This window comes from Marinomonas atlantica, assembly GCF_001639725.1.
Lineage (GTDB): Bacteria > Pseudomonadota > Gammaproteobacteria > Pseudomonadales > Marinomonadaceae > Marinomonas > Marinomonas atlantica.
In genome coordinates, this window is sequence record NZ_LTAW01000005.1 from 168,588 (window position 1) to 182,845 (window position 14,258).

General features: G+C 39.7%; 10 protein-coding genes. 6 read left to right on the plus strand and 4 right to left on the minus strand.

The features are described 5' to 3' along the window. Window positions 1-53: 53 nt before the first annotated feature. The 4 genes from AYW75_RS10545 to AYW75_RS10560 are packed head-to-tail and all read left to right on the plus strand — an operon-like array spanning window position 54 to window position 4,283. A complete protein-coding gene (locus AYW75_RS10545; RefSeq protein WP_231886190.1) occupies window positions 54-1,058 on the plus strand; it encodes a CBASS cGAMP-activated phospholipase in 1,005 nt (334 codons plus the stop codon). After that, window positions 1,052-2,185, plus strand: a complete 1,134-nt coding sequence (locus AYW75_RS10550; RefSeq protein ID WP_067099224.1) for a CBASS cGAMP synthase — start codon at window positions 1,052-1,054, stop codon at window positions 2,183-2,185. Before AYW75_RS10545 ends, AYW75_RS10550 begins: the two co-directional genes overlap by 7 nt. Further along, window positions 2,182-3,819: a ThiF family adenylyltransferase gene (locus AYW75_RS10555; protein ID WP_067099226.1), complete on the plus strand. Its 1,638-nt coding sequence runs from the start codon at window positions 2,182-2,184 to the stop codon at window positions 3,817-3,819. The genes AYW75_RS10550 and AYW75_RS10555 overlap by 4 nt, the downstream gene beginning before the upstream one ends. Before the next feature lie 14 nt (window positions 3,820-3,833). Then, entirely contained in the window at window positions 3,834-4,283 is a 450-nt protein-coding gene (locus AYW75_RS10560; protein WP_231886191.1) for a Mov34/MPN/PAD-1 family protein, read from the plus strand. A gap of 22 nt (window positions 4,284-4,305) precedes the next feature. Here the strand turns inward: AYW75_RS10560 and AYW75_RS10565 are convergent, their stop codons facing one another. Continuing rightward, on the minus strand, window positions 4,306-4,971 hold the full coding sequence (locus tag AYW75_RS10565; RefSeq protein ID WP_067099230.1) for a Cap15 family cyclic dinucleotide receptor domain-containing protein: 666 nt from the start codon (window positions 4,969-4,971) through the stop codon (window positions 4,306-4,308). A 3-nt stretch (window positions 4,972-4,974) separates the two neighbouring features. Further along, window positions 4,975-5,433, minus strand: a complete 459-nt coding sequence (locus tag AYW75_RS10570; protein ID WP_067099231.1) for a diadenylate cyclase — start codon at window positions 5,431-5,433, stop codon at window positions 4,975-4,977. Between the two features lie 568 nt (window positions 5,434-6,001). Between AYW75_RS10570 and AYW75_RS10575 the strand changes: the two genes are divergently transcribed. Next, window positions 6,002-10,477, plus strand: coding sequence for a PAS domain S-box protein (locus tag AYW75_RS10575; protein WP_082856482.1), 4,476 nt, complete (start codon window positions 6,002-6,004; stop codon window positions 10,475-10,477). Continuing rightward, window positions 10,477-11,400, plus strand: a complete 924-nt coding sequence (locus AYW75_RS10580) for a diguanylate cyclase domain-containing protein (protein WP_067099235.1) — start codon at window positions 10,477-10,479, stop codon at window positions 11,398-11,400. Before AYW75_RS10575 ends, AYW75_RS10580 begins: the two co-directional genes overlap by 1 nt. 16 nt (window positions 11,401-11,416) lie before the next feature. Here AYW75_RS10580 and AYW75_RS10585 read toward each other — a convergent pair whose 3' ends face one another. Both AYW75_RS10585 and AYW75_RS10590 read right to left on the minus strand, forming a co-directional pair. Continuing rightward, window positions 11,417-12,808 carry a diguanylate cyclase domain-containing protein gene (locus AYW75_RS10585; protein WP_082856483.1) on the minus strand — a complete coding sequence of 464 codons (1,392 nt, stop codon included), beginning with the start codon at window positions 12,806-12,808 and terminating at the stop codon, window positions 11,417-11,419. A gap of 176 nt (window positions 12,809-12,984) precedes the next feature. Next, the gene (locus AYW75_RS10590; protein ID WP_067099236.1) at window positions 12,985-14,079 is read right to left on the minus strand and encodes a response regulator; all 1,095 of its coding nucleotides are present in this window, start codon (window positions 14,077-14,079) and stop codon (window positions 12,985-12,987) included. Between the last annotated feature and the right edge of the window lie 179 nt (window positions 14,080-14,258).

Here is a 14,258-nt window from a genome sequence, read left to right on the forward strand (position 1 = left end):
TGAGGTTTCTTTAATTTATCGTAAGTTCTTAATCTGAAGGAGCTTAATTGTCAGTGGAAAATAGTATCCCTACTTATCATGTACTTGCTCTTTCGGGGGGAGGATATCGTGGTCTATATACGGCAACGGTACTCACTGAGTTAGAAAAAGCTATGGGTAGCCCCATTGCTTCACACTTTGATCTCATTTGTGGCACCTCTGCTGGTGGGATGCTTGCGTTAGGGCTGGCATCAGAAATTCCGGCTTCTAGGCTCAAAGCTACTTTTGAGGAGCGAGGTAGTAATATTTTCGGGAAGAGAAGCTTACTACGGAGGCTTTTAGGATTTTGGGTTACAGCTAAACATGATTCAGCAGGTTTGCAAGGTGAACTAGAGGCTCTTTTCGAAAACCGTAAAATTGGTAACTTAAAGCATCGAGTTCTCATACCAGCAGTCAACTATACAACTGGAATGGGGCAATTCTTTAAAACTCCTCATCACCCAACCTTTGAATTTGATCATGAAATGAAGATTATAGATACAGCTATAGCAACCGCTGCTGCTCCTGTTTATTTCCCTCTTGCTAGAAACGAACGTGGAGTTTTTGCTGATGGCGGTTTGGTAGGGAATGCACCTGGCTTATTTGGTCTGCATGAGGTCAAAACGTTTCTATCACCCAATAAGGATGCAAAAATCAGAGTACTATCCATTGGCACAATGACTCTTGGATGCACTATTCGTGGCGGAGCAAACCTAGATAGAGGAATTTTAAAGTGGAAAGGGGGGTTATTTGATCTAGTTATTTCTGCTCAAGAATCTTCTGTAGATTACATGCTAAAACAATCTTTAGGGGATGACTATTTTCAAATTGATGATAAAGCCACCCCTGACCAAAGTAAGGATGTTAAAGCCTTAGACAGGGTTTCTGTTGATGCAACAAATACTCTTAAAAATAGGGGGGTACATGCGGCTCAAAGAGCAATTGGAGATCCTAAATTTAAGGCATTCAGGGACCACAAAGCTAGCTCACCTACATTTTATCACGGCCCTAATAAGAATACCTCGGAGACAAAATGCTAAATCTAAGTCCTCTTTTTAACACTTCTACAGGTGAACCACATTTACTTAAAAACCTTGATATAACCAAAGATCAACGTGATGAAATAAATGAGGCGCGTAATGCTGTGAGGAATTGCTTGCGTGACTGTTTACCAAAAGTACTACAAGATCAATTTGATGTGTCGTCGCCACCTAATCCGCGTTTCTTCACTCAGGGGTCTTGGGCATACAAAACAATAAACGCACCTGCAAAAAATCCACAGCAAGCCGATATTGATGACGGTTGCTATTTGCCATTAAGCTTTGTGGCTAACACAGAACGCCCTAGCATAGCCGCCAATATATTTTTTAAAGCTTCAGAACAGGCTTTAAAAGCCTTACTTGAAATTAAAGGATGGCGACTAACCTCAAAGGCAACATGTATACGAGTTATCATCGCGGATTATGCTCACATAGATATCCCACTCTATGCAATCCCTGACAATGAATTTGTAACACTGTCTAAAGCATCAATGGAGCATGGTCACGGGTCACTGTCAGAGGCTATGAATAGGTCTGACAGGGATTCTTGGGTAGCATTGCCCCACGACAAGGTTTTGTTGGCTCATCGTGAGAACAACTGGATGCCATCAGATCCAAGACCGGTGAAAACTTGGTTTCAAACTCAAGTTGAAGTAAAAGGTGAGCAGTTTCGCCGAATAGTGCGCTACCTAAAGGCATTTCGTGATTGGAAATGGTCAACAGGTGGGCCTTCTTCAATTCTATTGATGACAGCCGCAGCACCATTTTTTGAAAAACACAATCAACGCGACGACCTCGCACTTTTAAATGTAGTAAAAGAGATCCCTGAGAAGCTTCGTAGTGGTGTTTACAATCCAGTAGATAGTTCGGAATCACTTACTGATCGCCTTGGTAAAGATGCGGTTGAAGAAGCCGCTCAAGCGTTTGAAGAATTTGAGAGAAGCTTAAGTTCAGCAATTTATGGTAGTCGTTCTACTACTGCTTGTATAACGATGCAAGAATTGTTTGGGAGTCGATTTCCTTATGATCCAAATCGCGTTGTTTCTGTATCTGTCGAAGATACAATCACTGCGACGCCAGCTAAAGCTGGCCCAAGTGAACTAGTAGGACGCACTAAAGCTGGATGAATGAACATATATTAATATCAGATGTAATTGATGCATTTAAGCAGGAAGACTTCGACTTTGTTGGTATGGCTGAAAATGGCTGGCCCATAGTAAAAGGTGATCTTAGGTTACCTCATATAAACAAAAGCTTTCCATGTGAAATTGAGATTGATCCAACTTTCGTTGATATACCTAAGGTGCGTCTGCTGGAAATTCCATCGGGGCTTCCTCCAGCTGTCCCCCATCTTGGTTCTGACGGGGCTCTTTGCTACATAGATAAAGGCACTATCGTATTAGATATATTTGATCCAATAGGCCAATCACTTGCGTGCTTGGATCGTGCGTCAGCCATTTTGGAGCAAATTATTAATAACGAAATATTAGAGGATCTTACAGAGGAGTTTTTTGCCTATTGGGGAAGCCAATATTGTTTCGTTGATATTCAGAATCAAAATTTAGGAAAACTAAATTGCATCATAGCTGAGGCAGAGAATGGAACCCCACTGTGTTTTTTAACGGACAATAGTGAGCGGACCTACATGAAGGCTGCAATGTTAGGCTACAAACCTACAGAGCAAACGGTGTTGACGTACCGAATACAGACAAAGGCTAGCCCTAAACCTTTTATTAGAAAATGGCCACCCAATACTGTTTCAGATATTTTAACGTGGCAAAGCTCCCTAGACCCCTCATGTAGAAGAAAGATTCATCAGCGTGTAAAGGAAGGACTTAAAAACAAAGATGCTAGTGGAATGCTAATCCTTATTGAGTCCCCACTAATGACCTATGGGTTCATTGTGTATTTTGACCGGCCATTGTCATCTCAAAAGGAAGTAAAAAAAGCTCGTGTAGATATTACTTTACAATTTTCAGTAGTACCTGTTTCAGTAGTTAAAATTGATGACCATTATCTAGCTCAACGAAACATTCCAGAACTGAGAACGCTTGCAGGAAAAAATTTAATAGTCGTAGGGTGTGGGACAATTGGTGGGTATCTATCTGAGATGCTTGTTAAAGCTGGAGCTGGCACTGGTGGCGGACTATTAACACTTGTCGACTTTGAAATCCTCCTCCCTCAAAATATAGGTCGACATCGACTAGGTTTTCCTCATATTTTAATGAACAAAGCCAAGTCATTGGGAATAGAGCTTAAATACTCCGCTCCAGGGGCTGAAATATTAGCCCTTCCAGTCGATGTAAGAACAGCTCACTTAGGAAACATAGATCTATTAATAGATGCAACAGGAGAAGAAGCACTAGGGCATTGGTTAAGCAGCAAATACCCCTTACCTTTACATATTCTAACAGTATGGATAGAAGGACCGGGGACTGCAGTTCGCTCACTTCTTAGATCTCATAATTCTAAAGCATGCTTCCGTTGTCTCAGCCAAATAAACAAAAAAGGGGATCTATGCTCTACAGTAGAAGCTATTCCTCAAATATTATCGGGTCATGGATGTGAGGGGTTATATGTGCCTTTTTCCGCTACTGCATCAGTACAGGCAGCTAGCCTTGGAGTTGAAGCGGTACTTGATTGGGCTAATGGCGTACATAGTCCCTCTTTACGAACTAAACTAATTGACTGCCAGTATGAACTGGCAACGTTTGATTGCGATCCGCTTAAAGATGAAGATTGTCCAATATGCAATTCATGAACTCTTGGAGTACTATGGATAAGCGAACCTTACTACATTTTTCAAATGATGTTGTCGACACCTTTTCTCGATACATACAGGCAAAAGATTCTGATTGTGAGGCTGGAGGATTAATTCTTGGGTCTGTTCATGGCCAAAATATGTTGATTAAAGAAGTGACGGAGCCAACAATCAATGACAAAAGATTCCGGTGTTTATTTGAAAGAATGCCATTTGGGCATGAAGCCATGGCACTTGCTAAGTGGACGACTAGCAAAGGAGTAACAAGATACTTGGGGGAATGGCATACCCATCCAGAGGATGATCCTTCACCATCAACTCTTGATAGAGCTGAATGGAAAAGCTTAGCAGAAAAACGTATTGATAAACGCCCTCTATTGGTAGTGATAGTAGGGCGAAAATCTCTTTATGTTGAACTCGTTCAAAGTAATGGGAAAGGATCTGTGTTAGTACCTATAAGTTAATATCAAACTGTGCTTGGGAGAATTAAACTTTTGATATTTTTTCATAAAGCTTTTTGGCTGCTTCAAAGGTATCAATACCATCACATGAGCGTTGAACTAGAGTGAGTTCTGCAAAGCCTTGGGTAGGTGAGTTTGTAAAATAGTGCCCTTTGAGTCGTTTGCCAGACTCAATAAGGTTTAGTTCAGCCGTACCAGTAGTTAATTTACGCTCATCAGGTTTTCTAATATAAAATTCGTATACATAACGTAGATGAATCGTTTGATGTTGCTGGTCTATGCTTAATGACTCAACAAGAGTCTTACTATCCTGATTCTCTGTATAAGACAGTAAGGAATAGCCTATATAAGTCTGCCTAATTACAAAAGCGATTGGAATAGATTGAGATTCTTCTGAATCGCCCACACCATAATTTGTAAGCAGTTTGCCAAACCAAATACCATGAATTATAGGTCGTCCAGTCCAGGAGGCTATTCTCTCTACTGTCCAAGGGCGACGGAAAGCCCATATTGAAATACAAATAGCCCAACTCACACTTGATATCATGCCAAAAAATAGAGCTTGGGCCATATTACCTTCAGAAAAAAAATGCCGAGCGAGCCCAACCAAGGATCCAATAAAAATGGTGGTAGTACAGACAAAAAGTAAGGCGTGTTGAAACTCTTTTACGGATAAAGCTATGTTCTTCATCTACTAGCTCCCTGTATATACATCTACACCATTGTGGAACAAATGAATTGAACCGTCGCTTGAGACAAGACCAACAAAAATAATTCCTGAAATTAAAGAAGCAAGGATAGCAGACATCATTCTTGCGCCTGAAGCGAAAAATTGAAGTTCTGCATCTTTAGGAATCGGTGGAGATATGTATTGCGATAAGTGACTTATCTTCCAATTGTTTGTATCAATGAAATGGAAGCCATCATGGTAGGGGCTGCTTATTTTTGAAACTGCACTTAATGTTGCTTCAATCTCATCGCTTTCTATTGGTACTGTTTTTAGACATTTATCAGTATCAATTAGCTGCGTATGAGGTAACTTCACTAAATTCTTATGAAACACAATACCTATACCTGAAAAGTCATTAGAACGATTAAATGACAAAGAGTTTAGGAGGTCGATGATTTTGCTTTGAAGGGCTACATAGCTCATAAACTAACTTCTCCTACGAAGTCTTCGCGAAAGCAATTTTGCACCAACTATACAGTTTTACATTGATCTTTAATACGGGTTTTGAAAGCTGATACTGGTATGTAGTTTGAAGACGTCTAAGCCAATGATGGCTTCTGATCAGGTGTTTGAGTGGTGATTTTATTACATCGTTCATACTGAGGGGTCTTGGACTATTGGTAAAAAGAAAGAATTTGTCATCTTATGGTTTAATTATTTGTCATCTTATGATCCAAAATGTTGCGTAACTCATTGATTCTTCGTTTTCCAATTTGTCACCTTATGCTTCAATCAACACTAGCAAAAGCTTCCCTTCGTAATAATTTTAACTTTCTTAAGTCCAACCTACTTTTTTCAACGTCACTATGACTTATTTAATTAAGTTTTAATTTGCTGAATTCATTTCTTTTCGTCTCCTAAGCTTACAAAACTCTACGCTTTATAGCCTACTCTTATAGTTAGGTTGAGGTATCGTAAAGTATTGGTTGATAAGTTGCTTTGTTGCATCAAATTCAACCTGTCCTCTAAAGTCGTAGTGAGTCACTTGAAAATGAAATCAATGAATCGATGGTTTATTGCTAGCTCCTTGCTTGTCATTAGTTTAGTGGCGGGCATTTGGATGAGTTATAATTTCAATTATCAGCAAATTTTTGAGCGAGAGCAGAAAGCACTAAGCGACGCATTAGAAGCTGAGAGATTTTTGTTTAAGGCTAAGCTAGATAAATACGCAAGTGATATCACGATTCTTCAATCAATCCCCCCGATCCAAGCCATCATCCAAGCCAAATCTGATCCACAAAATTCTGAAGAATTATACGTATGGAAGTCGCGTTTGGCCTCCATATTCAAGAGTTACTTGAACGCAAATGAAATGGCTTTTCAGTTGCGCTATATCGGTTTCGAAGAGAATGGCAAAGAGATAGTGAACGTTAAAAAAGAGGCGGGTGTTCCCAAAACAGTGCCGAATCGATTGCTTCAGGAAAAAAGCGGCAGGGACTACTTCTCAAAGATTCGGCTGAACCAATTGTCGGGTGTGTACATTTCAGATATTTCATTAAATCGAGATTTTAAAAGTATATCGATACCCTATACACCAACCGTCAGGGTTGCGGCTAAAGTAATGGCAAGTGACGGCGTACCATTTGGCTTTGTCATTATAAATATTTCAGCGAATGCAATTTTAAAAGAATTGATTTCAAAGGTTCCAAAAGAAGCATCATTGTATGTTACCAATGATAAAGGGGAGGTGCTTTATTATCCTGACGAATCTTTGAATTTTGCCTTTGAGCATGTCGACGTACCTGGTTGGGATACCCTTTACTCTGACTCCAAAGAAGTAATTACTTTAAAGGATGGCTCTCGGGTTAAGTTGATCAACCCCAATAGCTCAATCATTGCGAAAGTTAATTTTCCTCTTACCAGCGGACTGAACTCTCTTAATATCATTTTAAAGAAAGATATTGAGAGCATCCATGTTAAGGCAATGACGGCTACTTTTTATAGTATAGGCTGGATTTTTTTAGTTATTGTGGGCCTTGTATTTGCCATCTTTTCATTCCGCAAGAACCTTAAGGCTCAAACTGCTTTATCAATCGAGAAGACACAAAAGAGTATGATTGTTGAAAGTAGTCAAGATGCTATTTTGGGCGTGTCTATTAACGGGTTTGTTACAGAGTGGAACAATAGTGCTACAAAAATGTTCGGGTTAAGTCGCCAAGAAGTGATTGGTGAGCTTACTCGAGATGTATTTCTAACGGACTCCACGCAAACAGAAGATGAGTATATAGTCAGTCAATTTCTCAAAGGGCACAAAGTTAGCCCTTTTGAGTCAAAGCGACAAACCAATCGCAGTCAAGTGTTTGATGTTTCTATTTCGGCTTCTCCTATCCGCGATGAGCATGGTCAACTCATTGGCTTTTCAAAAATCATGCGTGATATTACCGAACAAAAGCGTGTATCAAGCGAGCTTGAGTCGCTGAATGCCTCATTAGAAAAAGAGGTGCAGCAGCGTACTGTTGAGCTTAAAAAGAGTTACAGTTTGCAAGCTGCCATTATGGATAAAGCGGCAACCGCTATTATTGCTACCAATACACAAGGTTATATTACGCTTTTCAATCCTTCTGCTGAAACACTACTGGGTTACTCTGCCGAAGAGTTGATAGGTAAGCAAACTCCTGGACTGTTTCATCTTGAAAGTGAGGTGATGCAGCGTGCTATAGAGCTGTCAGAAGAGTTGGATCAAAAGGTTGAGCCAGGCTTTGATGTGTTTGTCGCTAAAACGTTAGCTGGCTTACGTAATGATCGTGAATGGACTTATGTTACAAAGGCGGGTCATAAAATCCCAGTCTATTTATCTATATCTGCATTGTATGGCGAAAATGGTGAGGTTTCAGGCTTTCTTGGAATGGCGACGGATATTTCTGAATTAACGTCGAGTCGTAAGAAGTTAGAGACTCTTAAGGATCAATTGGCAAAAGCCTCCGAAATTGCTGATATTGGTATTTGGAGTTGGGATCCGAGCAATAACGACGTCTTATGGAACCAGAAAATGTATGACGTTTATGAGTTTGAGAATAACAACCTAGGGGTTCCTTTTAGTGACTGGGTTGAAATGATTGAAGAGACTGATAGGGAAAGGGCAGTTGAGCACTTCAGGCGCTTTACAGCGGAAGGCGGTGAGTCATCCATTGTGTTTGATATCGTCACCCCTCAAGGAAATAAGAAGACCATTCATGCTTCAGCGACCATCGAACGAGATCAGTTTGATGATTCTATTCGGCTTATTGGCATCAACAAAGACATCACTAAGCAGACGCAATACCAAAATGCCTTGAAAGAAGCGAAAGAGGCATCTGAACAAGCCAGTAGAACCAAATCAGAGTTTGTTGCCAACATGAGTCACGAAATTCGTACACCAATGAATGCCATCATTGGCTTACTAACTCTGTTGCGCAAAACACCATTAAATGAAAAGCAAATCGATTACATTGTTAAAACGGATTCAGCTGCACGTTCTTTATTAAGAATTTTAAATGATATTTTAGATTTATCTAAAGTCGAAGCGGGTAAGTTGGACATCGATCCGCATCCATTCAACTTACATGGCCTAGCTGACAATGTTGTATCACTTTTGAGTGCGTCTTTAGAGAATAAAGACGTTGAATTAATGATTACATTGGACCCAAAATTGCCGCAATGTATGACTTTAGATTCATACCGGCTACAGCAAGTAATTATAAACCTTGCTGGTAATGCTATTAAATTCACTAATAAAGGTCACGTGGCCATTAAGTTTAGTGCGGATAAAGCTAATGATCACTTTTTACATGTTGAAGTCATTGATACAGGTATTGGTATAGCCAAAGAAAAGCAGGCCACTGTTTTTGAGGCGTTTAGTCAGGCTGAGACATCTACGGTCAGATCGTTTGGTGGTACAGGACTTGGGTTGGTTATTTCGAAGACATTGGTTGAATTAATGGGTGGAAATATCAGCCTTAAGAGTGTGGAAGGTTTCGGCTCTAACCTTGAATTCTCTGTTCCCTTCTCTGATGGTTATGATAAAACAGAAAGTGATACAAAGTTGCTGCTTAATGTTTTGCTCATGGGTCATCAAAGCGAGGTGATTAATTCAACAAGTCGCATTGTTGAATCTTTTGGCTGGCGAGTAAATGCCGCCAAGTCAGGTGCTCAAGTGGAAAGCCTGTTTAGAGAGGCAGAGTCAAAAGATAAGCATTATGATTTGCTGATTTTAGACGTTAGTAATGTCTCAGAGGAAGATATTAACGTTATTTCGGATGACACTTATCTAAAAAGACAGGGCAACAAGGTTTCTGTACTTGCCTTAGTATCTAATTGTGAAGCACATTTGGAGAGTAAAATTCCTTCATATAGCTTTATTGATACGGTGTTAAAAAAACCACTTACACCTTCTGTTTTGTTGGATTTTGCCGCTTGTAATAATCTGTTGGGTTATACTGACATTCAAAGTACAACTAAGCAGTTGCTGGGTATAAAGGTTTTGTTGGTTGAAGATAACCCGATCAATCAGTTAGTGGCGAGAGAGTCACTAGAGGCAGAAGGCGCTGTTGTCTTAACTGCTGAGAATGGCTTGCAAGCAGTTGATTCAGTAAAGGAAAGTGGCGCTATTATTGATGTTGTACTAATGGATGTCCAAATGCCAATTATGGATGGCTATACCGCAACTAAAGAAATACGTGCATTAAAGAGTTTTGGTGAAATCCCCATTATTGCAATGACAGCGAATGCCTTGTTATCAGATAAAAAAGCCGCTGCACATGCTGGAATGGATGATCACATTAGTAAACCGTTTGATATTGATCAGTTGGTAAGAGTTATTGGTGCGTTTGCTAAGCCCAGTTTCACGTCAAACGATGATATAGATGTTGTAGATATTGAGAGTAAAAGTGTAACTCAGTTAGAGCTTAGCGACTTTAATTACAAAGCTGCACTATTAAGGCTTGGTAATAATCAGGGTATCTTTAGTGCCGCAATCGAGTCGTATGTTGCTGATGCAGAGACGATGTTGGTCTGCATCCCAAAAGCTATAGATAATGAAGACAAACATGATGTTATTAGAGCGGTACATTCTCTTAAAGGAGCATCCTTAACAGCAGGTGCTGAGAGAGCCGCTGAAAAGTTAGCTGAATTGGAGTCGGATTTAAAGCTGCATAATTACCAACATTATTCTGATAAAGTTAGGCAGGTAAAAGAGCTGGTTGCTAACGCTTGTTGCGCAATACAGTGTTATCTTTCGGGGCCGGCTAACAGTTCAGAGCAATTGCAAGGCGGCCTTAAAGAGGAATTGGTTACTCGTCTTGAAATGATTCAGTTACGTGACATGTTGTCACAGTCTAATATGAAAGTATTAGATATGTATATGGATCTAAAACGTAAGAATCAAGGGCCGTTTAAATCTGCTCTATCCGAGATTGATGGTGATATTCAGAATCTTGATTTTAAAAATGCACAAGCTCATCTTGAGCGGATTTTGAAAAGCGAACACTGATGGATTTTTTGAACCTTAAAAGTGCCGATGTTTTAGTTGTCGATGATCAACCATCAAATATTCAGTTAATGAACTTGTTGCTTAAAGATCATTACAATATTTTTATGGCGCGCTCTGGTGAAGAAGCACTTAAAATAGTCGAGAATCAGGTCCCTGATATTATCCTATTAGATGTTACGATGCCTGGGATGTCTGGATTGGAAGTATGTCGCTTGCTAAAACAAAATCCATTGTATGAAAACATACCGGTTATTTTTATTACCGCCTTAGGAGATACGGATGATGAGATTGAATGTTGGAAAGCAGGCTGTGTAGACTTCGTTCGTAAGCCCATTAATCACTACACTCTGATAAATCGAGTGAAAGCACATTTGACGCTTAAATTCCAATCTGATGCTTTAAGGAAAGTTGCTCTGACAGATGGTTTAACTGGTGTAGGCAATCGGCGCTCTTTCGATATAGATGCTCCTGAAGCGTTTGAAATGTGCGTGGACAATCAGGTGCCATGTGCAATCATTATGATTGATCTCGATTTCTTTAAAGGCTTTAACGATTATTATGGACATTTAGTCGGCGATGATTGCCTGAAATTAGTTGCAGAAACCGTTGCGAATCAAGTTCCGAAAGGTAGAGGTAAGCTTGCCCGTTATGGAGGAGAAGAGTTCGTTATGATGCTTACAGGACTTTCTGAAGAGACAATTGAAGGTGTTATAAAATCAACGCTGCAAAGTGTCGAAGATCTTAAAATTCCCCATGAGCAATCATTGTGTTCTAAGTTTGTGACGATTACAGCAGGCTGTGCAATGGTTAAAAGTAATAGGATAGTTCCACTAGAAGAAGTCATACGTCAGGCAGATGAACTGCTATATAGAGCAAAGCAAGCAGGCAGAAATCGATATATTAGTCTATCGATGGGTAACTAGCCCACAATACTGATTTTTAAATGATGTAACTTAGCTGATCGTCAGGAATCTGATTGTTGTTTTTATGAGCTTCTTTCTGTTTATACATACTATAATCTGCGGCATGCAGCAGCTCTTCTTGTGTTGTTGGTTGGTCAGGACTGTAAACCACGACTCCGACACTGATTGAAGTTTTGATGGCGCCCCCTTTCCAGTCTAAAGGCTTATTTTCAATATGTTGTTTAAGATAGTCCGCACGCTCGTTTGCTGTGGATTCTGCGTCTATCGAATCTAAAACAATTAGAAATTCATCGCCGCCCACTCGTGCGACAAAATCCGTCCCCTTTAGTTTATTGGTGGTTAACTGAGCAATATGCTTAAGCAGTTTGTCTCCTGCCTCATGGCCAAATCGGTCATTTACCTGTTTAAACGCATTGAGGTCAATATTTAGCAGGGCAAAGCCTTTGTTTCTTTTTGATGGCTTCATTCGATGTTCTAGCTGGCTGAATAAATAACGTCGGTTTGGAATCTGTGTCAGTTCATCTTTCAGTGACGCATTATGGGCGAGTTGATAAGCTCGATATAGTAAAAATACAGAGATATAGAGTATCAGTGCGCCAGTATAGCCAAAGAGCTGTGTGATTTTGCGTTCAAATTTGGCGTGGTCAGATAGACCAGAAGTGCTTTTTGCTGCGAGAAGCCATTGATTATTGGGCAAAAAAATTGGGAGAAGTTCATCAGGTGAGATGAAGGTATCTGCAGCGCCAAAGAACACTTCAACGTCACCTCCAACAGTCGTTCTTTTGATTGCAAAACTAGCATTATCAAAGTCATTTAGATTACTTTCATGAAGTATGTCTGCAAAGTTGAGTACAATGCTTGCGCTTCCCCAGTAGTTTTGATTAGTTGGGTAATCAAGAAAAATAGGGTATCTAGCAATGAGTGCTTGGCCGCCTTGAACTAGCTCAATGGGGCCGTCTAGATATACATCACCAGTCTCTTTGGCCTTCATAAGAGCCGCGTATTGTTCTGGTATAGATCTGAAGTCTAATCCTACAGCTGCTTCGTTTCCTTTCAGCGGGTATATGAGACTTAATACGTTATTAGGGGCAACCCCTATGTTGCGGATATTAGAAGATTTTTTGAGTAGATCTGACGCAATGTTTTCCCAATTATCAATTACTGTATTCGTACTGACTCTTAAGACTGTTGCTAGTGACCCAGCTATATAGACATCTTCATAGATAGTCGACTCAATTTTCGATCGAATTAAAGCGGTTTCACGACGAAGGTTTTGCTTCTCTTCCTGGGCCGCGCGATTCGTATTTAGCTCTGCATAGAATCGAATCATTAATGCTGAACTAATCCAGAAAACGACTGTAAAAGCGATAAATGTCTTTTGGCTATGTTGTTTGAAAATTCTAAGCATTTAAGTAGCTTCTCTATATTTCTAGGGCTCCTTTAGTCCATTAAAAGTAGGCTTAATTATTACAACTGTGCAAAAAAATAGTACCACAGGTTTGTGTTTAACAATGAGATTTTATGAAATTTTTGGTTAATGGGTAGGATTTATTCTACATGGTTTAATGTGGAGCATCTTTGAAACTAATAATCTTGGTAGCGTTTAGCAATATCAATAAACGTTTCTTCGATATTAGCAAATGCTTGAACTACTTTGGGATCGAAATGCGTTCCACTCCCTTCGAGCAAGATAGCTTTCGCCTTTTCATGGGTAAATGCTGGTTTGTATATGCGAGCTGAAATCAATGCGTCATAGACATCAGCAACAGCCATAATTCTTCCTGAAAGAGGAATATTTTCACCACTTAAAGCTTTCGGATAACCCGATCCATTCCATTTTTCATGCTGGCTTTCTGATATCTCGCGTGCATATCTTAAAAACGAAGTCTCATTATCCCCTACAGAGTCTTGCGCCTGTATTAAAGCTTGTGCACCAAGTGAGGCATGCGTTTTCATGATCTCAAATTCATCGGCGGTTAGTTTTCCAGGCTTAAGAAGAATATTGTCTGGAATTCCAACTTTTCCTATGTCATGGAGTGGCGCTGATCGGAAGAGTAAGTCAATGTTAGCGTCAGAAAGTTCATTGAGGTGATGTCCATTTTCTCTAAGATTTAGGGCTAAACTTTTAACATAATGCTGAGTGCGTCGAATATGATTGCCTGTTTCGTTGTCTCTGGTTTCTGCTAATGATGCTAAAGCATGAATAGTAACATTCTGAGTCAGGAAAACCTCGCGAGTACGTTCTTCAATTTTTTGTTCTAATACTTTATTTTGATTTTCTAAAAATGACTGTGCTTCTATCAATTGCAAAATATTTCGGATGCGAGTGAGAACTATCGCAGGAGAAAAGGGCTTTATAATATAGTCGACGGCTCCTAAAGCGAGGCCTTTTTCCTCATCTTGGTGCTCAGACATAGCAGAGACAAAAATAACTGGGACATCTTTGGTGTCTGGACGCTGTTTTAGTATTCTACATACTTCAAAGCCATCCATATCTGGCATCATAATATCAAGCATAATAATATCGGGTACTGTTACTTTTTCAATTCGTTCAAGTGCTTGTTTGCCTGTTTTAGCAACAATTACACGAAAATGGTCTCTTAATGTTCCAGATAATACAGTGATGTTTATAGGTTCATCATCAATCACAAGGACGGTTTTTTGCTCCTGAATTTCCATGTCCGCTCCTCGATAGTAGAATTAGCTTTTAACTGATACAGAGAAATAAAAAATCATATAATGCATCTTATATCAGATTTAGCACTCAATGATAACTCGGTAATTATACAAATTGGGTAATATAACTGGAGTATTATCATGTTAGGAATTGTATATTCGGATTTTGTGGTAATGATAAG

Excerpts from the sequence above, each read along its gene's own strand:
- AYW75_RS10550 (WP_067099224.1), top strand. The coding sequence starts at position 1,052 with ATGCTAAATCTAAGTCCTCTTTTTAACACTTCTACAGGTGAACCACAT.
- AYW75_RS10555 (WP_067099226.1), top strand. The coding sequence starts at position 2,182 with ATGAATGAACATATATTAATATCAGATGTAATTGATGCATTTAAGCAG.
- AYW75_RS10560 (WP_231886191.1), top strand. The coding sequence starts at position 3,834 with ATGGATAAGCGAACCTTACTACATTTTTCAAATGATGTTGTCGACACC.
- AYW75_RS10565 (WP_067099230.1), bottom strand. The coding sequence starts at position 4,971 with ATGAAGAACATAGCTTTATCCGTAAAAGAGTTTCAACACGCCTTACTT.
- AYW75_RS10570 (WP_067099231.1), bottom strand. The coding sequence starts at position 5,433 with ATGAGCTATGTAGCCCTTCAAAGCAAAATCATCGACCTCCTAAACTCT.
- AYW75_RS10575 (WP_082856482.1), top strand. The coding sequence starts at position 6,002 with ATGAAATCAATGAATCGATGGTTTATTGCTAGCTCCTTGCTTGTCATT.
- AYW75_RS10580 (WP_067099235.1), top strand. The coding sequence starts at position 10,477 with ATGGATTTTTTGAACCTTAAAAGTGCCGATGTTTTAGTTGTCGATGAT.
- AYW75_RS10585 (WP_082856483.1), bottom strand. The coding sequence starts at position 12,808 with ATGCTTAGAATTTTCAAACAACATAGCCAAAAGACATTTATCGCTTTT.
- AYW75_RS10590 (WP_067099236.1), bottom strand. The coding sequence starts at position 14,079 with ATGGAAATTCAGGAGCAAAAAACCGTCCTTGTGATTGATGATGAACCT.